The sequence below is a fragment of the Achromobacter sp. ACRQX genome (assembly GCF_022346505.1).
GTDB lineage: Bacteria > Pseudomonadota > Gammaproteobacteria > Burkholderiales > Burkholderiaceae_B > Achromobacter > Achromobacter animicus.
Genome location: NZ_JAKRML010000014.1, coordinates 119,003 through 143,236, shown reverse-complemented (window position 1 = coordinate 143,236; position 24,234 = coordinate 119,003). Strand labels below are relative to the sequence as shown.

The 24,234-nt window shown below is 66.4% G+C and carries 27 protein-coding genes; 15 read left to right on the top strand and 12 right to left on the bottom strand.

Annotated features, from left to right (window positions below; translation table 11 throughout):
• The 6 genes from tolA to MHZ91_RS14930 all read left to right on the top strand — a co-directional run.
• The coding region (tolA, locus tag MHZ91_RS14955; protein ID WP_239214321.1) for a cell envelope integrity protein TolA at nucleotides 1-869 on the top strand (869 nt) is incomplete at its 5' end.
• A 16-nt stretch (nucleotides 870-885) separates the two neighbouring features.
• Complete coding sequence (tolB, locus tag MHZ91_RS14950; protein WP_175186389.1) at nucleotides 886-2,211, top strand: Tol-Pal system beta propeller repeat protein TolB; 1,326 nt, start codon at nucleotides 886-888, stop codon at nucleotides 2,209-2,211.
• A gap of 31 nt (nucleotides 2,212-2,242) precedes the next feature.
• Nucleotides 2,243-2,743: a peptidoglycan-associated lipoprotein Pal gene (pal, locus tag MHZ91_RS14945; protein WP_056564223.1), complete on the top strand. Its 501-nt coding sequence runs from the start codon at nucleotides 2,243-2,245 to the stop codon at nucleotides 2,741-2,743.
• A gap of 85 nt (nucleotides 2,744-2,828) precedes the next feature.
• Nucleotides 2,829-3,518, top strand: a complete 690-nt coding sequence (gene ybgF / locus MHZ91_RS14940) for a tol-pal system protein YbgF (protein WP_056564227.1) — start codon at nucleotides 2,829-2,831, stop codon at nucleotides 3,516-3,518.
• Nucleotides 3,518-4,561, top strand: coding sequence for an iron ABC transporter permease (locus tag MHZ91_RS14935; RefSeq protein WP_239214320.1), 1,044 nt, complete (start codon nucleotides 3,518-3,520; stop codon nucleotides 4,559-4,561). Before ybgF ends, MHZ91_RS14935 begins: the two co-directional genes overlap by 1 nt.
• Nucleotides 4,558-5,370, top strand: coding sequence for an ABC transporter ATP-binding protein (locus tag MHZ91_RS14930; protein WP_239214319.1), 813 nt, complete (start codon nucleotides 4,558-4,560; stop codon nucleotides 5,368-5,370). Before MHZ91_RS14935 ends, MHZ91_RS14930 begins: the two co-directional genes overlap by 4 nt.
• A gap of 96 nt (nucleotides 5,371-5,466) precedes the next feature.
• Here the strand turns inward: MHZ91_RS14930 and MHZ91_RS14925 are convergent, their stop codons facing one another.
• Nucleotides 5,467-5,964, bottom strand: a complete 498-nt coding sequence (locus MHZ91_RS14925) for a YbaK/EbsC family protein (protein ID WP_175125361.1) — start codon at nucleotides 5,962-5,964, stop codon at nucleotides 5,467-5,469.
• A 140-nt stretch (nucleotides 5,965-6,104) separates the two neighbouring features.
• On the opposite strand from MHZ91_RS14925, the gene MHZ91_RS14920 reads away from it, so the two are divergent.
• Entirely contained in the window at nucleotides 6,105-6,914 is an 810-nt protein-coding gene (locus MHZ91_RS14920; RefSeq protein WP_175125363.1) for an alpha/beta fold hydrolase, read from the top strand.
• Nucleotides 6,915-6,926: 12 nt separating this feature from the next.
• Here MHZ91_RS14920 and MHZ91_RS14915 read toward each other — a convergent pair whose 3' ends face one another.
• The gene (locus MHZ91_RS14915) at nucleotides 6,927-7,397 is read right to left on the bottom strand and encodes an Lrp/AsnC family transcriptional regulator (protein WP_239214318.1); all 471 of its coding nucleotides are present in this window, start codon (nucleotides 7,395-7,397) and stop codon (nucleotides 6,927-6,929) included.
• Nucleotides 7,398-7,695: 298 nt separating this feature from the next.
• Between MHZ91_RS14915 and MHZ91_RS14910 the strand changes: the two genes are divergently transcribed.
• Nucleotides 7,696-8,589, top strand: coding sequence for a DMT family transporter (locus MHZ91_RS14910; protein ID WP_218343228.1), 894 nt, complete (start codon nucleotides 7,696-7,698; stop codon nucleotides 8,587-8,589).
• A 48-nt stretch (nucleotides 8,590-8,637) separates the two neighbouring features.
• Here the strand turns inward: MHZ91_RS14910 and fusA are convergent, their stop codons facing one another.
• The 4 genes from fusA to MHZ91_RS14890 form a co-directional block, all read right to left on the bottom strand.
• Nucleotides 8,638-10,749: an elongation factor G gene (gene fusA, locus MHZ91_RS14905; protein WP_175139067.1), complete on the bottom strand. Its 2,112-nt coding sequence runs from the start codon at nucleotides 10,747-10,749 to the stop codon at nucleotides 8,638-8,640.
• 217 nt (nucleotides 10,750-10,966) lie between these two features.
• Nucleotides 10,967-11,431 carry a universal stress protein gene (locus MHZ91_RS14900; RefSeq protein WP_175125369.1) on the bottom strand — a complete coding sequence of 155 codons (465 nt, stop codon included), beginning with the start codon at nucleotides 11,429-11,431 and terminating at the stop codon, nucleotides 10,967-10,969.
• 98 nt (nucleotides 11,432-11,529) lie between these two features.
• The gene (locus tag MHZ91_RS14895) at nucleotides 11,530-11,874 is read right to left on the bottom strand and encodes a TIGR01244 family sulfur transferase (protein ID WP_062838528.1); all 345 of its coding nucleotides are present in this window, start codon (nucleotides 11,872-11,874) and stop codon (nucleotides 11,530-11,532) included.
• A gap of 36 nt (nucleotides 11,875-11,910) precedes the next feature.
• Nucleotides 11,911-13,371 (bottom strand): PLP-dependent aminotransferase family protein, encoded by a 1,461-nt coding sequence (locus MHZ91_RS14890; RefSeq protein ID WP_255595037.1) that lies wholly within the window; start codon nucleotides 13,369-13,371, stop codon nucleotides 11,911-11,913.
• A gap of 139 nt (nucleotides 13,372-13,510) precedes the next feature.
• Here MHZ91_RS14890 and MHZ91_RS14885 point away from each other — a divergent pair, with 139 nt between their 5' ends.
• Together MHZ91_RS14885 and MHZ91_RS14880 are read left to right on the top strand one after the other, a co-directional pair.
• A complete protein-coding gene (locus tag MHZ91_RS14885) occupies nucleotides 13,511-14,434 on the top strand; it encodes a DMT family transporter (protein WP_218342132.1) in 924 nt (307 codons plus the stop codon).
• Nucleotides 14,431-15,075: a LysE family translocator gene (locus tag MHZ91_RS14880; RefSeq protein ID WP_175139069.1), complete on the top strand. Its 645-nt coding sequence runs from the start codon at nucleotides 14,431-14,433 to the stop codon at nucleotides 15,073-15,075. Before MHZ91_RS14885 ends, MHZ91_RS14880 begins: the two co-directional genes overlap by 4 nt.
• 8 nt (nucleotides 15,076-15,083) lie before the next feature.
• On the opposite strand, the gene MHZ91_RS14875 is transcribed toward MHZ91_RS14880, so the two are convergent.
• Both MHZ91_RS14875 and MHZ91_RS14870 read right to left on the bottom strand, forming a co-directional pair.
• Nucleotides 15,084-15,776 carry an LrgB family protein gene (locus tag MHZ91_RS14875; RefSeq protein ID WP_175125376.1) on the bottom strand — a complete coding sequence of 231 codons (693 nt, stop codon included), beginning with the start codon at nucleotides 15,774-15,776 and terminating at the stop codon, nucleotides 15,084-15,086.
• On the bottom strand, nucleotides 15,766-16,170 hold the full coding sequence (locus MHZ91_RS14870; protein ID WP_239214317.1) for a CidA/LrgA family protein: 405 nt from the start codon (nucleotides 16,168-16,170) through the stop codon (nucleotides 15,766-15,768). The genes MHZ91_RS14875 and MHZ91_RS14870 overlap by 11 nt, the downstream gene beginning before the upstream one ends.
• Nucleotides 16,171-16,267: 97 nt before the next feature.
• On the opposite strand from MHZ91_RS14870, the gene MHZ91_RS14865 reads away from it, so the two are divergent.
• Nucleotides 16,268-17,155, top strand: a complete 888-nt coding sequence (locus tag MHZ91_RS14865) for a LysR family transcriptional regulator (RefSeq protein ID WP_175139070.1) — start codon at nucleotides 16,268-16,270, stop codon at nucleotides 17,153-17,155.
• Between the two features lie 105 nt (nucleotides 17,156-17,260).
• On the top strand, nucleotides 17,261-18,148 hold the full coding sequence (locus tag MHZ91_RS14860; protein ID WP_218342138.1) for an alpha/beta hydrolase: 888 nt from the start codon (nucleotides 17,261-17,263) through the stop codon (nucleotides 18,146-18,148).
• Between the two features lie 7 nt (nucleotides 18,149-18,155).
• Here the strand turns inward: MHZ91_RS14860 and MHZ91_RS14855 are convergent, their stop codons facing one another.
• On the bottom strand, nucleotides 18,156-18,617 hold the full coding sequence (locus MHZ91_RS14855; RefSeq protein ID WP_175125384.1) for a multidrug/biocide efflux PACE transporter: 462 nt from the start codon (nucleotides 18,615-18,617) through the stop codon (nucleotides 18,156-18,158).
• Between the two features lie 110 nt (nucleotides 18,618-18,727).
• On the opposite strand from MHZ91_RS14855, the gene MHZ91_RS14850 reads away from it, so the two are divergent.
• A complete protein-coding gene (locus tag MHZ91_RS14850; protein ID WP_239214316.1) occupies nucleotides 18,728-19,591 on the top strand; it encodes a LysR family transcriptional regulator in 864 nt (287 codons plus the stop codon).
• Here the strand turns inward: MHZ91_RS14850 and MHZ91_RS14845 are convergent.
• On the bottom strand, nucleotides 19,578-20,444 hold the full coding sequence (locus MHZ91_RS14845) for a ChbG/HpnK family deacetylase (protein ID WP_239214315.1): 867 nt from the start codon (nucleotides 20,442-20,444) through the stop codon (nucleotides 19,578-19,580). The genes MHZ91_RS14850 and MHZ91_RS14845 overlap by 14 nt on opposite strands.
• Before the next feature lie 36 nt (nucleotides 20,445-20,480).
• Between MHZ91_RS14845 and MHZ91_RS14840 the strand changes: the two genes are divergently transcribed.
• Nucleotides 20,481-20,876: a GtrA family protein gene (locus MHZ91_RS14840; RefSeq protein WP_175186381.1), complete on the top strand. Its 396-nt coding sequence runs from the start codon at nucleotides 20,481-20,483 to the stop codon at nucleotides 20,874-20,876.
• On the opposite strand, the gene MHZ91_RS14835 is transcribed toward MHZ91_RS14840, so the two are convergent.
• Entirely contained in the window at nucleotides 20,836-22,419 is a 1,584-nt protein-coding gene (locus MHZ91_RS14835; protein ID WP_239214328.1) for a glycosyltransferase family 39 protein, read from the bottom strand. The two genes, MHZ91_RS14840 and MHZ91_RS14835, sit on opposite strands and share 41 nt — an antisense overlap.
• 2 nt (nucleotides 22,420-22,421) lie before the next feature.
• On the bottom strand, nucleotides 22,422-23,468 hold the full coding sequence (locus tag MHZ91_RS14830; protein ID WP_175139075.1) for a glycosyltransferase family 2 protein: 1,047 nt from the start codon (nucleotides 23,466-23,468) through the stop codon (nucleotides 22,422-22,424).
• Nucleotides 23,469-23,618: 150 nt separating this feature from the next.
• On the opposite strand from MHZ91_RS14830, the gene MHZ91_RS14825 reads away from it, so the two are divergent.
• On the top strand, nucleotides 23,619-24,146 hold the full coding sequence (locus MHZ91_RS14825; RefSeq protein ID WP_239214325.1) for a GNAT family N-acetyltransferase: 528 nt from the start codon (nucleotides 23,619-23,621) through the stop codon (nucleotides 24,144-24,146).
• Nucleotides 24,147-24,234 lie beyond the last annotated feature (88 nt).

Below are 24,234 nucleotides of genomic sequence, written 5' to 3'. Positions count from 1 at the left end.
AGAGACAGCCCGAGCCCGAACCGCAGGTTCAGGCCAAGACCGAGGAAGTCGATCCCGAGATCGCCATCCAGGAAGCCAAGAAAAAGCGCGAGCAGGAAGAGAAAGCGCGCGAAGCCGCCGAGGCCGCCAAGGAAAAGGCGCGTCTCGAGGAAGAGCGCAAGCAGGCCGAACTGAAGGAAAAGAAGCGCCTGGAACAGGAACGCCAGGCCGCCGAAAAGGCGGCTGCCGAAAAGGCCGCGGCTGAAAAGGCTGCCGCCCAGAAGGCGGCTGCGGAGAAAGCCGCCGCCGAGAAGGCCGCCGCTGAAAAGGCCGCAGCCGAGAAGGCCGCTGCTGAAAAGGCGACTGCCGAGAAGAAGGCCAAGGAAGAAGCCGCCAAGAAGGCGGCTGCTGAAAAGGCTGCCGCGGAAAAGGCCGCTGCCGAAAAGGCTGCGGCTGAGAAAGCAGCGGCCGAAAAGGCGGCTGCCGAGAAGGCTGCCGCCGCCAAAAAGGCCGCCGCCGACAAGGCGCTGAAAGACGCGTTCCGCAACGACGCCCTGGGCGCCGCCGGCATTCCGGGCGGCACCGCCGACCGCAATCAGGCGGGCGGCGGACGCGACAGCGGCTACGGCGCCAAGGTCCGCGCCTGCGTGCAACCCGGGGTGGCGTATCCGCCCCCGCCCCGCAGCGGCTCGGGAAATCCGACCGCCCAATACCGGGTACAGTTAGGTTCTGACGGGAAGGTGAATGGCGTTACGTTGACCAGTTCTTCTGGCAACTCCGGCTTCGACCGCGCGGTCGAGACGGGCATCCGCCGTTGCAACCCGTTCCCGAAGCCCTCGACGGGCCGCTACGAACCCATTATTGACGTTGTCTACAGAATGTATGACTGACAGGAGATTGACGAACATGACTCCCGCTTATAGTCGACGAGTACCCACTCTCGCGCTCTGGAGAGCGTATGGAATCGGACTGCTGATGGTGGCGCTTGCCTGCCTGATGGCCATGAAGCCCGCCCACGCACAATTGCGTGTCGATATCTCCGGCACCGGCGCCACGCAATACCCCGTGGCCATCGCCGACTTCGCCGTTGACGATACCCACGGCCGCGCGCTGGCCGAAGTCATCCGCGCCGACCTTACCCGCACCGGCCAGTTCCGCCTGATCAACGCGGCCGGCTCCGGCCTGAACGTCGACTCCCCGATCGCCCACGACGACTGGCGCGGCAAGGGCGCCGACTTCATCGCCTACGGCAGCATTACCCGCGGCGCCGATGGCCGCTACGACGTGCGCTACCGCCTGGCCGACACGGTCAAGAAGTCGCAGCTGGACGGCGTGGCCTTCTCGGGCACCGAGCAGGAACTGCGCCGTGTGGCCCACCAGATCGCCGACCGTATCTACGAAAAGATCACCGGCGTTCGCGGCGTGTTCTCGACCCGTATCGCTTACGTGCTGAAGAAGGGTTCCACCTACGAACTGCAGGTGGCTGACGCCGACGGCCAGAATCCGCAGGTTGCCCTGCGCTCGCGCGAGCCGATCATTTCGCCGTCCTGGTCGCCCGATGGCGCCAAGCTCGCCTACGTGAGCTTCGAGTCCGGCAAACCCGTCGTCTACGTGCACACGCTGGCCACCAGCGCCCGCGCACCGGTCGCCAACTTCAAGGGCAACAACAGCGCCCCCGGTTGGTCGCCTGATGGCAGCAAGCTGGCTGTCGCCTTGACGCGTGACGGTTTGTCGCAAATTTACGTCGTTAATGCGGCCGATGGCTCGAATCCGAGCCGAGTTACGCGTTCTCCCGGGATTGACACCGAGCCGAGCTTTACGCCCGACGGCGCTTCCATTATCTTTACGAGTGACCGCAGCGGCGGGCCGCAAATCTATCAGACCGGCTCGACAGGCGGCGAAGCACGCCGTCTCACGTTTAATGGTGGTTACAACATCTCACCCCGAATTTCCCCCGATGGATCGACGCTGCTGTACGTTGCAAGACGAGACGGCGCGTTTCGAATCGCATCTCTGAACTTGTCCACTGGTGCCGAAGCCTTGCTGACTGATGGTCGTGACGATCAGTCGCCCAGCTTTGCGCCCAACGGAATGCAAGTGCTCTACGCCGCCATCCAGAATGGCCGTAGCGTGCTGGCAGGTGTGTCAAGCGATGGACGCGTGCGACAAACGCTTTCGGTACTGAACGGGGAAATACGTGAACCGACTTGGGGCCCATTCATTACCCGATAACACGTGTGACTCTCTTTGCAAAGGAACTATCATGAAGTCGCGCATTGCCAAAAGCCTAACCATCGCCGCTCTGGCTGCCGCCCTGGCAGCTTGCAGCTCCGTCCCTCTCGACGATAAAGCGGGTCAGGGTGGAGGCGCTGGCCAAGGATCTTCGGCCTCTGGCCAAATCCTTGATCCTTTCAACCCCCAAAGCATCCTGGCGCAACAGCGCTCGGTGTACTTTGATTTCGACAGCTACACCGTGTCGGACCAATACCGTGGCCTGGTCGAAACCCATGCCAAGTATCTGGCTTCGCACCAACAGCAAAAGATCAAGATCGAAGGCAACACCGACGAACGCGGCGGTGCTGAGTACAACCTGGCCCTCGGCCAGCGTCGTGCCGACGCCGTGCGTCGCATGATGACCCTGCTGGGCGTCAGCGACAACCAGATCGAAACCATCAGCTTCGGCAAGGAAAAGCCGCGCTCGACGGGTACGACTGAAGCCGACTTTGCTGAAAACCGCCGCGCCGATATCAACTATCTGCGCTAAGATTTTCGCTTAGTCTGGAGCCCTACCTCGCGTCGGGACGGCCAGCCGGCCGTCCCGACGTTTGTTTTTATACCCGGGAATATTCATGCGCGATTACGTTCTGTCCCTGCGTCCCCTGATTGTGGCCACTGGCCTGGCGCTTGCCGCCCTCACGGCCCCCGCTCACGCTTTTTCCGACGATGAAGCCCGCAAGGCCATCCTGGATTTGCGCCAGCAGGTGCAGCAGCAGAACGAGCAAAGCCAACGCGCCAAGCTGCAACTGGCCGACCAGATCCAGTCGTTGCAGCAGGAAATCGCCCAACTGCGCGACCAGCTTGAACTGGTATCGCGCCAGCAACCGAGCGCCAAGCCGGGCACCGCCCCGGGCAGCGCCAATCCCCCGGGCGCCTCCGCCGGCGATCCCCAGGAACAGACCGCCTATGACGGCGCGATGGATCTGTTCCGCAAGGGCCAATACAAGGAAGCGGCCGAATCGCTGGCCGCCTTCACCGCGCTTTATCCCAACAGCCAGCTCGCGCCCAGCGCCCAGTTCTACCAGGGCAGCAGCCGCTATGCGCTGAAGGACTTCAAGGGCACCATCGAGCAACTGAACGCCATGGTCCAGAAGTCGCCGGATAACGCCCGTGCGCCCGACGCGCTGCTGATCATCGCCGGCAGCCAGATCGAACTGAACAACCGCGCCGGCGCCAAGACCACCTTGCAGCGCATTGTTCGCGACTACCCGACCACGCCGGCCGCCACCACGGCCAAGAGCCGGCTGCAACTGCTGCAGTAATGCGGCACGCCGCAAGCGCGGCAGGCGCTTACCGCCACATTCTTCGCCGCCGGGCGGGGCTCATCGCCCTGCTGCTGGCGGCGATTCTGTTTGCGCTGCTGATCGACTTCACCGTGGGCCCGTCCGGCCTGCCCTGGCGCGCGCTCTGGCAGACGCTGGCCGCGCCCGGCGACGCCGACCCGACCTATCGCGTGATCGTCTGGGACATCCGCCTGCCGTCCGCGCTGATGGCCGCGCTGGTGGGCATGGCGCTCGGCTTGGCCGGCGCCGAGATGCAGACCATTCTGAACAACCCGCTCGCCAGCCCGTTCACCCTGGGCGTGTCGTCGGCGGCCGCCTTTGGGGCGTCGCTGGCGATCGTGCTTCAGTTCGGATTGCCCGGCATTCCGGCCGGCTGGCTGATCGCCGCCAACGCTTTCCTGTTTGCCCTGCTGGCCGCGCTGCTGCTCGATGCCGTGGCCCGTTGGGGCGGCATCAACACCTCTGGCGTCGTGCTGTTCGGCATCGCCATGGTGTTCACCTTCAATGCGCTGGTGTCGCTGGTGCAGTTCACGGCCAGCGCCGAAGCCTTGCAGAACCTGGTGTTCTGGACGATGGGCAGTCTGGCGCGTTCAAGCTGGACGACTGTGGGCGTGCTGGCGCTGGCGTTTGCGGTGGCGCTGCCGCTGGCCATGCGGCAATCGTGGAAGCTGACCGCGTTGCGGCTGGGCGAGGATCGCGCCGCGAGCTTCGGTGTGGACGTGCGCCGCGTGCGCGTGTCGGCGTTGGCGCGCGTGAGCCTGCTGTCCGCGCTGGCCGTGGCATTCGTGGGAACCATCGGTTTCATCGGGCTGGTCGCGCCGCACATTGCGCGGCGGCTGTTCGGCGAAGACCACCGCTTTTATCTGCCGGGCAGCGCGCTGGTGGGCGCCGTGATCCTGTCGATGGCGTCCATTGCGTCCAAGAATCTGATGCCCGGCGTGGTGGTGCCCGTGGGGATCGTGACCGCGTTGGTCGGCATCCCCTTCTTCGTGTCCGTCGTGCTGCGCCGCCAATTGCCATGACAACACCGGCACACACGACCCAATCTTCCGGACTGACGGTGCAAGCGCTGACGGTGGGCTACGGGCGCGAAGACGTCCTGCACGACCTGTCGATCCCCCCGCTGGCGGCGGGCAAGGTGACGGCGCTGCTGGGACCCAACGGCAGCGGCAAGTCGACGTTGCTCAAGGCTCTGGCGGGTCTGGTGCGGCCCCGGACGGGCAACGCGGCGCTGGACGGGCTGGACCTGACCCGGCTGGACCACGGCGAGCGCGCGCGCCACGTGGTGTATCTGCCGCAGAGCCTGCCCGCGGCGGTTCACCTGCGCGTGTTCGAATCGGTACTGGTCGCGGCGCGCGCCAGCGACGCCGCGGCGGGGCCCGTTGATCTGCAGGCCATCGACCAACTGCTGGCGCGGCTGGGTATTGCACATCTGGCGTTGCACTATCTGGACGCCCTTTCCGGCGGACAAAAGCAACTGGTGGGCCTGGCGCAGGCGTTGATCCGCCATCCGCGCGTGCTGCTGCTGGACGAGCCGCTATCGGCCCTCGATTTGAACTATCAGTTCCACGTCATGCGGCTGCTGCGGCAAGAAACGCGAGAGCATGGCCTGATCAGCCTGATCGTCTTGCACGACTTGAACGTGGCCCTGCAGCACGCGGATCAGGCAGTGATGATTCACGAGGGGCGTCTGCACGCCGCGGGAGCGCCGGCGGACGTCATCACGCCGGATTCGCTGGCCGCCGTTTATGGGGTGCATGGGCGGGTGGAATCGTGCTCGCAGGGGCGGCGGCAGGTGCTGATCGACGGGCTTCAGGCGCACCCCGGCTGACCGGGGCGGGCCGCAGCGCAGTGCCGCAGCGCAGGCCGGGGTCTCCGGCCCTGTGCTCGAATCCGAATCCCAGACCCAAAGATCAAACCGGGGCCTTCAGGCTCGCAGCGCCACGTCCGCAACCGGCGCGCCGGTCATGTCCGCCAGCTGGGCCGGCGTCAGGTTGAACACGGTGTGCGGGTGGCCGGCGGCGGCCCACAGGCTTTCGTAATTGAAGAGATCCGCGTCCAGCAGCATCACGGGCTTGACCGCGTGGCCGATCGGGCAGACGCCGCCGATGGCGTAGCCGGTCATGTCGCGCACAAAACGCGCATCGGCCTTGGCCAGCGGGCCGACCTGCGCCGCGACCTTGGCTTCGTCCACGCGATTGGCGCCGCTGGCGATGACGAGCACCGGTGCGTCGTCGGTGGCGCGGCGAAAGATGATGGACTTGGCGATCTGGGCGACTTCGCAGCCCAGGCCCGCAGCCGCTTCCGCCGAGGTCTTGCCCGACTGGGGCAGCACCACCACGGGTTTGTCGTGCCCCATGTCCACCAGCAGGCGCGCAACGCGCTGGGCGGATTCCGGCAAGGCGGCGATGGATTCTGGCGACATCGTTGAAAACTCCGTTCAAGAAACAGGCGCGCGGGCGGACTCCCGCCGGCGCGCCGCAGACGAGTGTATCAGCGTCCGGCACGCCCGCTGCGACGCGATGCCGGGCTAGAATGCGTGCCTGGCTTCACCTCCCGATCCACATGCGTTCCGAACCCGTTCTGCCCCTGCAAACCGCGTCCATCGGCGGTTACGCCATGTCCTACACCGAGTACGGCAGCGGCACGCCGCTGGTGCTGGTGCATGGCTCGCTGTCCGACGCCCGCTACTGGAAGTCGCAAATGGCGCCGCTGGGGCGTTCTTTCCGGGTGCTGGCCGTGTGCCTGCGCCGGTATTGGCCGGAGACCTGGGACGGCGAAGGCGGTGGATTTTCGGTCGAGCAGCATGCCAGCGACGTGCTGGAATTCATCGACACGGTGGCCGGCGGCCCGGCCCATCTGGTAGGCCATTCGCGCGGCGGGCGCGTCGCGCTGGAAGCCGCCCTGCGCCAGCCCGACTCGCTGCGCAGTCTTACTCTTGCGGACCCCGGCCTGTCGCTGCCGGGCTGCAAGGATGAACGCGGCGGCTTTCGCCAGCGCGCCCTGACGCTCATCCGGCAGGGCGACGTCGAAGAAGGGCTGGCCCTGTTCGTGGACACCGTGACCGGACCCGACACGTGGCAGCGCATGGTGCCGTGGTTCAAGGAGATGGTGCGCGACAACGTGGGCACGCTTTTCGCGCAAGTGGACGAGCAGCCCGACGCCTTGACGCCCGCGCAGATCGGCAGCCTGACCATGCCGGTGCTGCTGATCGGCGGCGCGCTCAGTCCGGCGCCCTATCCGGCCGTGCTGGATGCGCTGGCGCAGTGGCTGCCGCAAGCCCAGCGCCTGGATATCGTGGGCTCATCGCACGGCATGAACCTGGGCAATCCGCGCGCCTTCAATGGCGCCATTCAGGAATTCCTCGGCGGATAACGGACGCACCCTTCAGGGTTCGACCGACGGCGTGTGCTTCAGGCGGCGCAGCACAAAGGTGGAGCGGCTGTGCCGCACACCGCGCAGCTTGTACAGGCGCTTGCGCAGGAATTCCTCGTAGCCCTCCGTGCCCGCCACGGCGACCTTGATGAGGTAGTCGTATTCGCCCGTCACCAGGAACGCCTCGACCACTTCGGGCAGGCGGCTGATCTCTTCGCCAAAGCGCGCCAGCGTGTCGTCGTCGTGGTGCTCCAGCGTGACTTCGATCATTACCGTGTCCGGCAGCCCGAGCGCCTTCTGGTTCAGCAAGGCCGCATAGCCTTCGATCACGCCCGCCTCTTCCAAAGCCTTGACCCGGTTCCAGCACGGCGTCGGCGACAGGCCGACCATGTCGGCCAGCTTCAGATTGGTCAGCCGACCGTCCACGCGCAGCGCGCGGAGGATCTTGCGGTCGGTTTCATCGAGTTTGGGCAATGTGGGCATCGTGGGCGATATGTGAAGACAGAATCCCTGCGAAGGCGGATTTTACAGAAAGAAGATTCTTCAGATTGCCGCAAACAGGCGGGAATCAGGAAACCTATTTTGCGCGTGGGCACGTAGACTTTCCCCAAGGCGCGCACCTATCCCGCACGCCCCGATTCGGCGCTTTCGCTGTGGCACAACCCGGCGGGTGCGCCGGCGGTTCCCACGCAGCAAGCCCGCGCGCCGATCCGCGCGGCCGGAAATCATGCCCAACACAGCAGCACCCGCAAAACCCGGTCTCGGCCTGTCCGGCGCCGTCATGCTCTTCAGCGCTCCGGCGCTATTCGCTTCAAACATGGTCGCGGCCCGCTGGGCCCACGACGCCAACCTTCCCCCCGTTTTCCTCGCGTTCGGCCGCTGGCTGATTGCCCTTCTGATCCTCTTGCCGTTCGCCCTCCCCGCGCTGCGCACGCATCGCCGGGCGCTGTGGCGCGGCTTGCCGGCGCTGTTGCCCTTGGCAGTGCTGGGCATGGGCGTGGCGGTGGCGCCGCAGTACATCGGCGCGCAGACCACCAGCGCCACCAATATCGCGCTGATCTTTTCGTGCAGCCCGCTGCTGGTGACGCTGCTGGAAGCCGTGATCTGGCGCAAGCCGCTATCCGCGCCGCGCGCGGCCGGCCTTGCGCTGGCGCTGGGCGGTGTGCTGGTGGTGCTGACACGCGGTGACGCCAATGTGCTGGCCCGGTTGGCGTTCGGACAAGGCGACTTGTGGGTGCTGCTGGCGGCCACCGGGTGGGCGTTCTACACGGTGCTGCAAAAGCGTCTGACCCTGCCGGCGGTGCCCGACAGCGCGCGGCTGGCGACCATGATGCTGGGTGGCGCGCTGGCGCTGGCGCCGTTCGCGGGCATTGAAGCGGCCGCCGGCATGGCGCCTGCCTGGACGGACCCGCGCCTGGCGGCGGTGCTGCTGTTTCTGGCAGTGGTGCCTAGCCTGGGAGCCTATTACGTGTACGGCCGGCTAATCAGCGTGGCCGGCCCCGCGACCGCGGGCCTGTCGATGTTTCTGGTGCCGGTCTACGCCGCGCTGCTGGCATGGCCGCTGCTGGGCGAGGCGCCGCAGCTCTTTCATGCATACGGCTTTGCGATGATCCTGCTGGGCGTGAAGCTGGCCGCGTCGCGGCTGCGCCCGGCGACGGCCGCGGCCGCCGCCTGAAACGCTGTTGCCTGAAACGCTGCGGCCGGAAAACCAGCCGCAGGGAAATCAGCGGCCCGCGCCCTGCGCCGCCATGATTTCCTGCGCCACCTGACGCGGCGCTTCGGCGTAGTGCTTGAACTCCATCGTGTACGTCGCGCGGCCCTGCGTCAGCGACCGCAGCGACGTCGAATAGCCGAACATCTCGGCCAGCGGCACTTCGGCGCGTACGACCTTGCCGCCGCCGCCCGCGATGTCTTCCATGCCCTGCACCATGCCCCGGCGCGACGACAGGTCACCCATGACATTGCCGGTGAAGTCCTCGGGCGTCTCGACCTCGACCTGCATCATGGGTTCCAGCAGCACCGGATCGGCGCGCCGCATGCCTTCCTTGAATGCCATCGAACCGGCCATCTTGAACGCGTTTTCGTTCGAGTCGACGTCGTGGTACGAGCCGAAGAACAGCGTCGCCTTCACGTCCACAACCGGGTACCCCGCCAGCACGCCGGCGTTGAGCGCTTCGCGGATGCCCTTGTCCACTGCCGGAATGAACTCGCGCGGCACGACGCCGCCCTTGATGGCGTCGACGAACTCGTAGCCCTTGCCCGCTTCCTGCGGTTCAAGCTTGAGCACTACGTGGCCATATTGCCCGCGGCCGCCCGATTGCTTGACGAATTTGCCCTCGACCTCGTTGCAGGCCTTGCGGATGGTCTCGCGGTACGCCACCTGCGGCTTGCCCACCGTGGCTTCCACGTTGAATTCACGCTTCATACGGTCGACCAGGATCTCCAGGTGCAGCTCGCCCATGCCGGAGATGATGGTCTGCCCGGACTCTTCGTCGGTGCGCACGCGGAACGACGGGTCTTCCTGCGCCAGGCGGCCCAGCGCGATGCCCATCTTTTCCTGGTCGGCCTTGGTCTTGGGTTCCACGGCCTGCGAGATGACGGGCTCGGGAAAGACCATGCGTTCAAGGATGATGATGTGCGACGGATCGGTCAGCGTGTCGCCGGTGGTGACGTCCTTGATGCCCACGGCCGCGGCGATGTCGCCCGCGTAGACTTCGGTGATTTCGCGGCGCTCGTTGGCATGCATCTGCAGGATGCGGCCCAGGCGTTCCTTCTTTTCCTTGATCGGGTTGTAGACCGAGTCGCCGGATTTCACCACGCCGGAATACACGCGGAAGAACACGAGCTGCCCCACGAACGGATCGGTCATGATCTTGAAGGCGAGCGCGGAGAACGGCTCGTTGTCGGTCGGGTGGCGCTCGATTTCGTTGTCGCGCTGGTCGTGGCCCTTGATGGCGGGCACGTCCACCGGCGACGGCATGTAGTCGATGACTGCATCCAGCATCGCCTGCACGCCCTTGTTCTTGAACGCGCTGCCGCACAGCATCGGCACGATCTCGTTGGCGATCGTGCGGGCGCGCAGGCCTTCCTTGATTTCCGCTTCGGTCAGGGCTTCGCCGGACAGGTATTTTTCGAGCAGGGTTTCATTGGCCTCGGCGGCCTTTTCCACCATCTTGTCGTGCCACTTCTGCGCCTCGTCCTGCATGGCTGCGGGAATGTCCACGTACTGAAATTTCACGCCCTGGCTGGCGTCGTCCCAGATGATGCCTTTCATCTTGACGAGGTCGATCACGCCTTCGAAGTGGTCTTCGGCGCCGATCGGCAGCTGGATGGGCACGGCGTCGCCCTTCAGGCGCTCGGCGATCTGGCGCTGCACGCGCAGGAAGTCCGCGCCCACGCGGTCCATCTTGTTGACGAAGGCCAGGCGCGGCACCCGGTACTTGTTGGCTTGGCGCCAGACGGTCTCGGACTGCGGCTGCACGCCGCCCACGGCGTCATAGACCATGACGGCGCCGTCGAGCACGCGCATGGAACGTTCGACTTCGATGGTGAAGTCGACGTGGCCCGGCGTGTCGATGATGTTGATGCGGTGTTCGGGGTAGTTGCCCGCCATGCCTTTCCAGAAGGCGGTGGTGGCGGCCGACGTGATGGTGATGCCGCGTTCCTGCTCTTGTTCCATCCAGTCCATCACCGCGGCGCCGTCATGGACTTCGCCGATCTTGTGGGTGATGCCGGTGTAGAAGAGGATGCGCTCGGTGGTGGTCGTTTTGCCTGCATCAATATGGGCGCTGATGCCGATATTGCGATAAAGCTCGATGCGCGTCTTGCGGGTCATGGCCTCTTCCTACGGTTGGATGAAGATGCGTAAATATTACGCGCCGTGCGGCAAGATACAAGCGTGAATCGGCCTTCCGAAGGGTCTTTGCGAGGGCAATGAGTTTGCCCCCGCCATACCAACGTATAAGCGCATGCGCGGCGCATAAAAAAGCCCCTCCGACGGAGGGGCCGTGGCGCATGCGGCGGCGCGCGGTGCGCACCACTTTGGCGCGCAATTACTTCTTGTCTTCCTTGACGCGATACACCAGCACGGCGGTGGTGGCCAGCGACAGCACCTTGGCGGTGACGCTGCCCAGCAGCAGGCGCGACAGGCCGCTGCGGCCGTGGCTGCCGATGAAGATCAGGTCGCAGCCGGCGTCGGTGGCGGCCTGAACGATGCCGTCGGCGACGTTGAAGTTGGACACCGCGCGCGCATCGGCTTTGACGCCGGCAGTGTCGGCGCGGTCGATGATCTGCTTGAGGTACTTGTCGGCTTGCTCGGCGGAGGCCTTTTCGTAGTCTTCGTCGGTGATGGCATAGGCTGCGGCCATGCCGTCAAAACCGATGGTGGCCGCGAACGGCTGCGTCACGTAGAGGGCGACGACTTCGGCGCCAACCGAGCGCGCGAAGCAGATACCTGCGTTGGCGGCTTGCGCCGAGAGCGGAGAACCGTCGGTGGGAATCAGGATCTTCTTGAACATCTTGCCTGCTCCTGTTTTAAAGGAATCTTTATGCTACCGGAAAGCCGCCGGGTCCACATCCGTCGAACCGGCGGCCTTGACGAGGGTCAAGGCCGGGTTTATCCCAACTGCTGGGCAGCCGCGAACAGGTTCGTGCAGCGGGTGCCGGTGCGGCAGTATGCCAGGACCGGGCCCGGCAGGGTGCGCAGCAGTTCCGCAAAGCGCGCGACGTCGGCGGCCGTCATGGCGCTTCCCACGACGGGCTGGTATTCGATCTGCAGACCGGCTTCCTGCGCGGCGCGCGACACGTCGGCGGCGGTGGGCTGGTCAGGACCGCCCTCGAAATCGGGGCGGTTGATGATGACGCTCTTGTAGCCGGCGGCGGCCACGTCGGCCATGTCGTCGGGACCCAGTTGCGGGGCGACGGCAAAGTTCTGGGTGAGAGGCTTGATGGGTGCGGACATGACGGTTCCTTCGGTGACTGGCGATGTTGCTCGGAATTATTGATTGTAGGACCCGTTCTGCGCGAAAAGTTTTTCCAGTTCGGCCCAGATTCCCCGGTGGTCGGCAACGGATACCGAAAAGCGCAGCATGGTGGACGGCGCCTGCGTCGGCGAAAACAACGTGCCGGGCGCCAGCAGCAGGCCGCGGTCAGCGGCTTCGCGCGCCAGCACCTCGGAATCGCGCCCGCAATCGGCCCAGACGAACATGCCCCCGTGCGGCTCGTGCGGGATGGTCAGGCCCAGTTTCAGCAGCCCTTTCATGCACCGCTGGCGCGCGTCATCGACCCGGTGCCGCACGCGCTCGATATGCCGCCGGTACTGCCCTTCCATGAGGACGCGGTGCACGACGCGCTCGCCGAGTTCGGGCGAGGTCAGACCCGCCAGCATTTTCAGGTCGGCCAGCTTCTGCAGCAGTTCGGAATTGGCGGCCAAATAGCCGACACGAAGACTGGCCGCCAGCATCTTGGAATAGCCGCCCACGTAGATGACGCGGTTAAGCCGGTCCAGCGCGGCGAGCTTGATGGCGCCCCCCGGATGCAGCTCGCCGTAGGTGTCGTCTTCGACCACCATGAAATCGTGGCGCTCGGCGATGCGCAGAATGCCGTAGGCCGCTCCCGCGGACAGGGTGTGGCCGGTGGGATTGTGGACCGAGCCATTGATGATGAAGAGCTTGGGCTTGTGCTGCGCGGCCAGTTGCTCGAGCAGGTCGAGATCGGGGCCGTCCGGGCCGCGCGGCACGCCGATCAGGCGGGCGCCAAAGGCCGCCAGCCGGCCGAAGATCACGAACCAGGCCGGGTCCTCGACCAGGACGGTATCGCCCGGCTTGACCAGATGGCGCGCGATGAGGTCCAGCCCGTGGGTGACGCCGTTGGTCGTGAGCAGGTTGAGCTCGGGATGGGCGGGCACGCCCTCGTTCTGCAGGACTGCGGCAATCTGCTGGCGCAGCGGCGCGAAGCCCTGGGGGCTGCCGTAGCTGACGAGGTTGGCGCGCACCGAGCGGCCCACGGCGCGCACGGCCCCCGCCACCATGTCGGGATCCAGCCAGTCTGCGGGCAGCAGGCCCGCGCCGCCCGGCATGCCCGGCGCGGTCGATTCCCGGAACATGCTGCGCAGCAGCCACGCGATGTCGACTCGCGCGGGCGGCGCGAGCGTGCTGGGCGCGGCCGCGGCCACTGCCGTCAGCGGGCCGCTGCGCGCCTTGACGAAAAACCCCGCGCCCCGGCGCGACTGCACCAGCCCGCGCGCCACGAGGCGGTCGTAGGCTTCGACCACGGTGAAACGGCTGACGCCCGACTGTTCGGCCATTTTGCGGATGGACGGCAGGCGCGTGCCGGGCCGCAGGCCTTGCTCGTCAATGCGGCGGGCCAGGCCGTCGGCCAATTGCGCCACCAGCGTGGCATCGGCCTGGCGCACGGGCTGCCAAGGCGGGGAAGATGAGGGGGAGTGAGCAACTGTCATGGAGATTTGACCAGGCCAGTGATTAAAGTGACTGCGAAGGTGTACCGGTACTGTACTGACGGCTGTGCGTAGAGTGACAGCAATGCCGCAAACCTGCAACCGCAGGCGCTGCGGCCATGTCACTTTTTACGGTGCCGTCATGTCCCGTCCCGCGCTTTATCCCACGCCTTCGGCCGCCTCCGCCGCCTCGACTTCCCTCTGGGAGGGATACGGCTATGGTTTCCTGGGCGTGCTGGTGTTTTCGCTGACCCTGCCAATGACCCGCGTCGCGGTGGCCGAGTTGTCGCCCTTGCTGGTCGGATTGGGCCGTGCGCTCATCGCCGCCCTGCCTGCCATCGCCCTGCTGTGGCTCACGCGAAGCCGCCGGCCCAACCGGCAGGAATGGCCGGGCGTGATTCTGGCGGCGCTGGGCATCGTCGTGGGTTGGCCGCTGGCCTCGTCGATGGCGATGCAGACGGTGCCCTCGTCGCAGGGCGCTGTCTTCAACGGCCTGCTGCCGCTATCCACCGCCGCGTTTGCCGCCCTGCGCAGCGGCGAGCGTCCGTCAGCCGCCTTCTGGGGCTGGGCCGTCGCCGGCGCCGCGCTGGTCACCGCCTATGCGCTGCGCCAGGGCGAAGGCACGCTGACGGCCGGCTACCTGTGGCTGCTGGTGGCGGTGGTGCTGGGCGGAATGGGGTACGCGGAGGGTGCGCGGGCCTCGCGCACGCTGGGCGGTTGGCGCACAATATGTTGGGCGCTGACCATCAGCGCACCGGTGGTTGCCCTGCCCGTCGGCTGGATGGCGGCGCAGCAGCCCCACTGGCCCAGTTCCGATGTGGTTGCCGCCTTCGCCTACCTGGCTTTCGGCTCAATGTTCCTGGGATTTTTCGCCTGGTATCGCGGCTTGGCCGCCGGCGGAATTGCCCGGGTCGGACAAGTGCAATTGCTGCAACCCTTCCTTACCGTCGTGGCCGCTGCTTTGCTGTTTGGCGAAACCGTGGAGGCGACGACGTTCGTGTTTGCCGCCGCCGTGATCGCCGTTATTGCCGGCGGACGCCGCGCCATCGTAAGGACCCCGACATGAACCTGTTTCCCGCCAATTGGGCCGACGTCCCGCTGGCCTCGCTTTCCCTCCTGGGTCCGCTGGCGCTGTTTGCTCTGGTCAGCTCGATCACGCCCGGCCCCAACAACGTGATGCTGGCGTCGTCGGGCCTGAACTTCGGATTCCGGCGCAGCGTGCCGCACCTGCTGGGCGTGAATCTGGGCTTCACGCTGATGATTTTTCTGGTCGGTGTGGGCCTGGGCTCGGTGTTTCAGCAGACGCCTGTCCTCTACACCATCCTGAAGTATGCCGGCGCGGCCTATCTGCTTTACCTCGCGTGGAAGATCGCCACCTCGGGTCCGCTGGACGAGGGCGAGGCGCGCGGCAAACCGTTCACGTTCCTGCAGGCCGCCGCCTTCCAGTGGGTCAATCCCAAGGCCTGGGTGATGGCGGTGGGCGTGGTGGCTACCTATACGCCGCAAAACGGATTCTTTGCCAATCTGGTGATCGCGACGCTGGTCTGCGGCATCGTCAACCTGCCCAGCATCGGCATCTGGGTGACGTTCGGTACAGCCCTGCGCCGCGTCCTGCACCGGCCCGCCGCGATCCGCGCCTTCAATGTGGGCATGGCTCTTCTGCTCGTCGCCTCGCTGTATCCGGTCGCGCTGGAACTGCTGCACTGAACAGCGGCTCAGGCCAGCAATCCCACCACGACGGCCGGCGTGACCAGCACGTTGAACAGGCCAGCCATCACCATCACCAGGCCCGCGACCGCGCCTTCTTCGGCGGCAAGCTCGCGGGCCTTGGCCGTGCCGGCGCCATGTGCGCCCATGCCAAACAGCGCGCCGCGCGCCAGCGCCGAGCGCAGCGGCAGCCAGCGGCACATGAGCTGGCCGATGGCCGCGCCGAAGACGCCCGTGACGATGACGAAGACCGCCGTCAGATCGGGCACCCCGCCCACGTGGGAAGACACCGCGATCGCGAACGGCGTGGCGACCGAGCGCGGCAGCAGGCTGAGCCGCAGGTCCGGCGGCAAGTCCAGCAGGCTGCCCAGCAACCACGCGCTGACGCCCGCGATGCCGCTGCCCACGGCCACGCCCGCGGCCAATACCGGCCAGTACCGCCGGATCAGCGCCCGCTGCTCGTAAAGCGGCAGCGCGAACGCCACGATGACCGGGCCCAGCATGGCCATCAGCCAGTGCGAGCCGGACATGTAGTCGCGATAGCCGGTATGCAGCAGGATGGCCAGCGTCAGCAGAAGCGCGGGCGCGACGACCAGGGTGGATGTCCACCAATAGGCGAAGCGGCGGTAGAACAGGCGCGCGCAGACATACGCGGCGACGGTGGCCGCCGGCCAGAACAGCAGGTTGAATTCAGGCCGCACGGCGGTTCATCCAGCGATAGCAAAGATCGATCGTCAGCGCCGTGCCGGCCATGACAAGCGCCGTGCCGAGCAGGATCACGGCGAGCAGCTTCACGCCGAGCAGGCCGAGAAATTCGCGGTGGTCCAGCAACGACATCACCGCCGGCACGAAGAACAGCAGCATTTCCCCCAGCAGCCAGCTCGCCCCGCGCTGCACGTTGCGCACGCGCAAGCGCCGCGTCGCCAGCAGGATCAACACCAGCGCCATTCCGATGACGCCGCCCGGCACTGGCAGCCCTGAGGCCTGCGCCATCGCCTGGCCCAGCACGGAAAAAAGGACGATCAATGCAATCTGCAGCAAACGGCTGCGGCGCAGCGCGCTGCGGATAAGGATGGAATGGCGAAAGCGGGGCATGAGACGAAGATCCAGCGGCAAGCCCTTGTTTTACGCTTCGTAGGCGCATAGATAAAATGAATTCGATGAATCTCATTTATTCCAAAATGGCATAACGATGGAACTGCGAACGTTGCGCGCGTTGGTGGAGGTCGTCAGGCAAGGCGGTTTCTCCCAGGCGGCCAAAGTGATCCACGCGACCCAACCCACGATCAGCAAGGCCGTTCGGCAACTGGAGGACGAGCTGGGCATGCTCTTGCTGGACCGGCAGGCGCAGCCGCTGCGGCTGACGGCCGCGGGCGAGATCGTGTATCGGCGCGCCCTGAACATGCTGGCCGAACGCGACGACCTGAACGCCGAGCTGGATGACCTGAAGGGCCTGAAACGGGGTGTGCTGCGCCTGGGCCTGCCGCCGCTGGGCAGCAGTTCGCTGTTTGCGCCGATGTTCGCGCGCTTTCGCAGCCGCTATCCGCGCATCGAGATCAGCCTGGTCGAACACGGCAGCCGCCGGCTTGAAGAAATGGTGATGGCCGGTGAAATCGAACTGGCGGGATCGCTCAAGCCCGTGCCGGACCACTTCGAATGGCAGCCCGTCGCGCGCGAACCGCTGGTGGCGCTGATGCCCGCCGATCACCCACAGGCCCGCGCCGAGTCGGTGGGGCTGCACGACCTGCGCGACTCGCCCTTCGTGCTGTTCGAAACAGGGTTTGCCCTGAACCGCATCATCCACGACGCGTGCCAACGGGCGGGGTTCGTCCCGGCCATCGCCGCGCGCAGCGGTCAGATCGATTTCATCGTGGCGCTGGTGGCGGCGGGGCTGGGCGTGGCGTTTCTGCCGCGCATGAAGGCCAACGAGGAATTGCATGCGAGCGTGGCCCGCGTGCCTTTGCGTGATTCGGGGACGGACTGGGAGATGGTCCTGGTGTGGCGCCGTGGCGGTTATCTGTCGTATGCCGCGCAGGCATGGCTGGCGTTGACGCGCGAGGTCCACCCGGGCGCCGCCTGATGGCGGGCCGCGCCCGGACCGGCAAACATCGGGACAAACTTCCGGCGCCCGGGCCGGAGTATGCTGATGCCGGAACCCGGCCCGACTTGCCGGGTCAGATCATTCATGCCCGCCCTGCCCCGACTCTCCGCCCGCCGCCTGTTTGCCGCCGCCGTGCTTGCCGCCGCCGGCGTGGTCGGCTGCTCCCAACTGGATTCCTGGCAGCGCCAGACCATTTTTTCGCCACAGTCCGAGCCGCAATCCTGGTGGCGGGACCCTGCCGCGGGAACGCAGGTCTACGACCTGACGCTCGACAACGGCGACAAGATCCGCGCCTGGTATCTGGCCAGCCCCAAAAAAGGCGCCCCCACCGTGCTGTATCTGCACGGCGCGCGCTGGAACCTGAATGGCAGCGCATTCCGCATCGATGGCTGGAGCCGCATGGGGTATTCCATACTGGCGATCGATTACCGCGGCTTCGGTGCGTCCACGCCGCGTCTGCCCTCTGAAGACAGCGCGCTAGAGGACGCCATGGCGGGACTGAAGGAACTGGCGCGCCTGCAGCCCGATCCGGCGCGCCGCTTTGTGTACGGCCATAGCCTGGGCGGCGCAATTGCCATCGACCTGGCCTCACGTCCCGAGCAACCGGACTTCGCGGGCCTGATCGTGGAATCCAGCTTCACCAGCATCGGCGCCATGCTGGCCACGCTGCGCTGGGGCAATGTGCCCGGCGCCAGCCTGCTCGTCACGCAGCCGTTCGCATCCGTGGACAAGCTGGCCCAGTTGCACACGCCCATGCTGTTCATGCACGGCACGGCCGACCGCGTGGTGCCTCACACCATGAGCGACGAACTCTTTGCCGCTGCCCGCAACGTGGCGCCCGAATTGAAGCGGCTGGTGAAAATAGAAGGCGCCTCGCATTCGGGCGCCTTCCGCAGCGGCACGCAGTACGAGACCGCTGTCAGAACCTTCATGCAGGACGCCAGCCAGGCATACGAGCGCAAGAAGGGTTGACGAGACGTCAGACGCCGGCGGCAGCGGCGCCGCTGCGGCGGGACAGCCACGCGATCACGCGGGGACGGCTGCGGTCGTACGCCAGGTTGTAGAAGAACGCGTAGGGCAGATAGAACAGCACCAGCGCGATGTCCAGCACGAAGGCTTCCCACAGGCTGATGCTGAGCCACCAGGCCGCCAGCGGAATCACGATCAGGATCAGGCCGAACTCGAAGCCGAACGCGTGCAGTACGCGGATGCGGAACGTACGGGTCCAGCCGAAGCGGTTTTCGACACGGTCGAAGCCAGCGTTGTAGATCATGTTCCAGACCAGCGCGATCCAGGCGATGACCGCGGTCAGCACGCCCATTTCGAACAGCGACTTGCCCATGGCCCACGCGGCCACGGGCGCACACAGGCCGATGGCGATAATCTCGAACAAGAAGGCGTGGATGAAACGTTCTTTTAGGGTTTTCTTGGCTTGGGTCATGACCCACCTGCGGTCGATTGCTGAAGAGTGACCGCATTGTCCGCGACATTTCCGGTACGAAAAAGATAATATCCATCGGAAAAACCGATACACCTACCGCCGGGCTACTTATGCGCCACTCACTCGAATCCCTCGCCGCCTTCGCCCAGGTCGCCTCTGAAGGCTCGTTCTCGGCTGCGGCCCGCAAGCTGGGCAAGAGCCAGTCCACCATCAGCGAGACCATCGCCAATCTCGAGGTGGACCTGAACGTCGCGCTGTTCGACCGCCGTCAGCGCCAGCCTTCCCTGACCGCCGCCGGCAAGGTGCTGCTGGGGCAGGCCTTGCAGGTGCTGGCCGCCAACGATCGCCTGAACCGCAGCGCCAGCCAGTTATCCGAAGGCCTGGAACCCCGGCTCACGGTCGTGCTGTCCGACACGTTCCAGTCGCGCACGTTCGAGGCCATGCTGAGCCAGATCGACGCGCGCTATCCGGCGCTGCGCTTCGAATGCCTGATCGCGGAATACGAGGATGTGGTGGCACTGGTGCAGCAGGGCCGCGCGCACGTCGGGCTGATGGCGGCGCAGGAAAGCTATCCGCCGGACGTCGCGCACGCGTGCCTGGCGGAACGCTCCGAAATCGTCCTGTGCGTGGGGCGCTCGCATCCGCTGGCTACTTTGCCGTCGGTCACGGCCGATCACCTGAAGACCGAACGCGAGCTGCGACTGAGCACCTACGAACTGGACGACAAGGAGGCCACGCCGGCCCATTCGACGTGGTCGGCGCCGGGCTATCTGATGCTGTTGGAAATGGCTAGCCTGGGCTTCGGCTGGACCGAGCTGCCGCGCTGGATGATCCAGCGCTTCGGCCGCGACCAGCTCGTGGAATTGAAGGTGCCGGGTTGGCCGCGCCACATCCATGTCGACGCGGTCTGGTCCACGCGCCGCGCGCTGGGACCAGCGGGCGCCTGGCTGCTGGAAAGCCTTACGCAGGGATAGCGCGCGCCGCCACGGGCAACACGGGCTCCGCGTGCGTCAATGCCAGGCGCGTGATGCTGACGCCATTGGCGCGCAGCCATTCACCCAGCTTCGGATCGGCCAGCACGTCGAATTCGGCGCGCCGCTGGCGAGCCATGGCGCTGCCCCGCTCGCTGCCCAGTGCCGGATGACACATGACGAGATCGCCTTCGCGCGCGTTGAACAGCCAGGTCTGCAAGAAGTGCGCGTAGCGGCGCTTGCCGCCGTCGAACGCATAGACGCCCAGCAGCCGCCTGTTGGTCCGCAAGCCGCTTGAACGGGCCTCGCGCACCAGCGCCGACGCCCCCAACGCGCCGATCACGCGCGCCTTCACCGACTCCCTCAGCGGCATCCCGCACTGCATGCCGGGCGCGGTCTGGCGCAGCCAGGGCGCCTGCGCGCGCGCCTGCGTGCCATAACGTCGCGCCATTAATGCCAGCAAGCGCTGGCGGATGCCGGGCAGCTGATGCACATGCTGGTGTCCATCCACATAGTCCGGCGCCCGGCCGAACGCCGCCTCGAACGCATCGAACTGCCGGACAAGCTGCGCCTCGACCCACGCCGCGTCGAGCAGGCCCGCGTAGGCCTTGAGGATAAGCGCGCCCAACGAGGGCATCGGTTCGGCGCCCGCGCTCAACGTTTCCGACAGATTCAGGTGCAGGCCGATGTCCACATCCAACGCGGCGAGCCGCGGCGCGTTGGCCGCGAAGGTGGGTCCCAGCGTGAGGCAACTGACCGCACTGACGCGCCCCATGCCGGCCAGCGCAATCATGCCCTCGTCGACATCCGCATTCATGCCAAAATCATCACCGCACACCACGACGCGTTTGCTCATCGCCGCCTCTCCGTCTTTCTGTCCGCCACATCCCACATGCGCGCCCTCATCCGGCAAATCAGCCTTTTCATCGCCGTCGGTTGCGCCGCCGCGGCAACGCATTGGGCCGTTGCCGTGGGCTGCGTCGAAGCGTTCGGCGCCCCCCCGCTGGCGGCCAACCTGATCGGTTGGATGGTCGCCTTCGTGGTGTCCTTCAGCGGCCATTACCGGCTCACGTTCCGACATTCGCCCATCCCCTGGACCGTAGCGGCCCGTCGTTTCCTTTTCATTTCAGCGATCGGCTTCTTGATCAATGAAACGGCCTACGCCTGGCTGTTGCACGCCACCGACGTGCCGTACGACACGCTGCTGGCGCTGATTCTGATCGGCCTGGCGTTCGCGACATTCATCGCTAGCCGGCTGTGGGCGTTCCGGCACAAAGCCGGTTCTTAAGCGCCGCGTCGGCCTGCAGTAACCACATTGCATGCCGGGCACTGGCGACGGCAGGCTTCACGCCTTGCAGCGGCGTGTAGACCGCGCCGTCGCCATGATTGCCCCACACCCAGAACCGCGAGCCCTCGGGCGCCGCGCACAAGCGGGCATTGAACTGGGCCGCGCTGACCAGCACCTGCGCCCCGGTGAACGGATCGAACTTGGCGGCGTCGTACAGTTCCTTGCGCCAGTTGTCGCGTACCGGCACTTCTGGATTGAGCCAGTCGTCCACGACCCACGTGGGCCGCGGTGCACGCGCGTACAGCGCCAGATCGAAGGGGTAGGCGTGCAGCGAGACAAAGGTGTCGTCCGGCCGCGCCTCCTGCCGCACCAGCGTGGCCAGCGGCGCGGCGCTGCCTCGGGCATTGAACGCCGCAACACCCACCGCGATGACGCAGATTCCCGCTGCGACGGCGGCGCTGATGCGCACCAGCCGCGGCGTCATCACGCCGGTCTGGCCACGCCACGCCGACAGGATGACCTCGGCCAGCAGAAAGGCCAGCGGCGCCAACGCCGGCAACACATAGCCGACCAGCTTGGAATGCGGCAATGAAAAGAACACCACCACCACGGCGAACCACACCGCCGCCAGGCGCCGCAGGCTGCGCGCGGGACCGGGTGCCCAGTAGGCGCGGCGCAGGATGCCGCCGCCCCACAATGACCACGGCAGGCTCAGGCCAGCCAGCACCGGCAGGTAGAACCAGAACGGCTGGGCGTTGTTGAAGCCGCTGGCGGCGAAGCGCTGGAAATGCTGATAGACGAAGAAATAGTCGTAGAAGCCGGGATACCGCACCTGCATCAGCACGAACCACGGCGCGGCGACGGCCACGAACACCAGCAGCGCCGGCGGCCAGAACAGTGCCGCCAGCCCGTGCCACCGCCGTTCCCAGACCAGCCAGAGCAGCAGGATGGCGCCCGGCAGCACCAACCCGATCAGCCCTTTGGCCAGCACGGCCAGCGCGGCCAGCGCCGCGGCAGCGACGGACATCCCGCGCGCCCCTTCCCCGCGTTCGACGCGCAGCGCGGTTTCAGCGGCGGCCAGGACGCACAGCGTGATGAGGCCCGCAACCAGCATATCCAGGTTGGCAAACTGCGCGCCCCCATAGAAGAACGGCATGGTGCAAAGCGCCAGCACGGTCAGCGTGGCGGCAAACGCATCGCGATGACGCCGCACGAAAACGTACAACCCGGCGGCAGCGCCCCAGGCGGCCAGCCAAGACGGCACGCGCGCCGCCCACGGATGCACGCCGAACACCGAGAACGACAGCTCGGTCAGCCAGTAGTACAGCGGCGGCTTGTGAAAGTAAGGCATGCCGTCCAGCAGCGGCACGGCGTGTGAGCCGCTGCGCAGCATGTCCCAGGCCACGCCGGCATAGCGCCCTTCATCGGGCAAGGTCAGCGGCCGCATCCACGCCAGCCAGGCCAGCCAGATGCCGACGGCCAGCAAGAACCGTCCTGTCGGCGGGGTCCATTCGGAGCGCGCCGGTGTGCTGTAGTCCGCCATCATCAGCCCTGCGCCTTGCCAGCGGGTCGGCCGCGGCTGCGCCGCACAACGAACAGCGGACGGCCCTTCACCTCGTCGAAGATGCGGGCCACGTATTCGCCCACCACGCCCAGCGAGATCAGATTGACGCCCGCAAAGAACAGCACCGCGGTGACGATGGTCGTCCACCCGGAGACAGCGTTGCCGGACATCAGGTAATCACCCACGAGAAAGGCCGCATAGGCCAGCGCCAGCACGGCAAACGCCACGCCCACCAGGCTGACCATGCGCAGCGGCCACGTCGTGAATGCCGTCAGGCCGTCAAGCGCCAGGCGAAAAAGGCGCAGCCCGCTATAGGTGCTGGTCCCGTGCATGCGCTCGTCCGGCGTGTAGGGCACGGCCTCGCCCTTGAAGCCGACCCAGGCATACAGGCCCTTCATGAAGCGGGTGCGCTCGGGCAGCGCGATCAGCGCATCGACCACGCTGCGGTCCATCAGCCGGAAGTCGCCGGCGTGCGCTGGCACCTGCACGCCGCGTGCGTTGCTGAGCAACTGATAGAACCAGCGCGCGCCCGAGCGCTTGAGCCAGGATTCGTCGGCGCGGTCGCGCCGCACGGCGTACACCATCTCGGCCCCCGCGGCCCATCGCGCCAACATCAGCTCGATCAACGCGGGCGGATGCTGCAGGTCGGCGTCCAGGCAGATGACCACGTTGCCGCTGGCGGCTTCCAGACCTGCGCTCAGCGCCGCCTCCTTGCCGAAATTGCGGGACAACTGCACGTGGCGAAAGCCTTCGTGCTCGGTCCATTCGGCCATCAGCGCGTCCGTGCCGTCGGTGCTGCCGTCGTCGGCCACGATGATCTCCCAGCTGGTGCACAGCGCGGAGAGCCGGTTGCGCAGCAGCGGCAGCAGCACGCGCAGGTTCTCGCACTCGTTCAGGCACGGAATCACGCAGGTGACGCGGATGTCATACGGCACGTCGGCGGCCTGCGGCGGCCACACGGACCTGAGCGGCAGGGATTTTGCCAGCACCTGCGGCGCTGGCGGGTCGGACCGGAACTGGATGTGCATGGGGTTCTGCAATGACGGAATACGGGACACGATGCGGTGCAGTATGCGCAGGGGCTCGTCGAATTTTCATGAAATGCCGGCCCGCGCCTGGCCGCTAAAATGACGGGCATCTCCAGTCTTCCGGTTGTCATGCAATACCAAGTCCGTCCCATGCGGGTCAGCGATGTGGACGCCATCCTGCAGGCCCAGGCCCTTGCCTATCCTCAGTTCCTGCTGGAAGGTGCCGGCTTCTTCCTGAACCGTCTCGCGCTTGCGCCGCAATACTGCTGGGTTGCCCAGCCCGGCACGCCAATGTCTTCGGGCGGGTTGCTGGGCTACCTGATTTCCTACCCGTGGGACGCGGGCCTGCCCCCCGCCCTGGACGTGCCGCTAGCCGCGCTGCCGGCGCGGGCCGATCACTGGTTTCTGCATGACTGCGCGGTCGTGCCGGCGGCGCAAGGCACGGGCGTGGGTCAGGCGCTGGTGGGCGCCGCCGCCGCAAGCGCCATGGACAACGGCCTGACGCGCGCCAGCCTGGTGTCGCTGGCATCGGCGGCCGGCTATTGGTTGCGTCATGGCTACGCGCCGCTCGCGCCGCAGACGCCGGGTCTGGCCGAAAAACTGGCGGGCTACGGCGAGGGCGCCAGTTACATGTCGCGCGACTTTCCCTTCCCGGCCGCACGCCCGTTGCGCGCCTGACGGCGTCCCCCACCCCGTGTACAGGTGCACTGGCCTGGACGTAAGATAGCTTCGCAGTCCGCGAACGATGCGGCGGAAGATGGCCTGA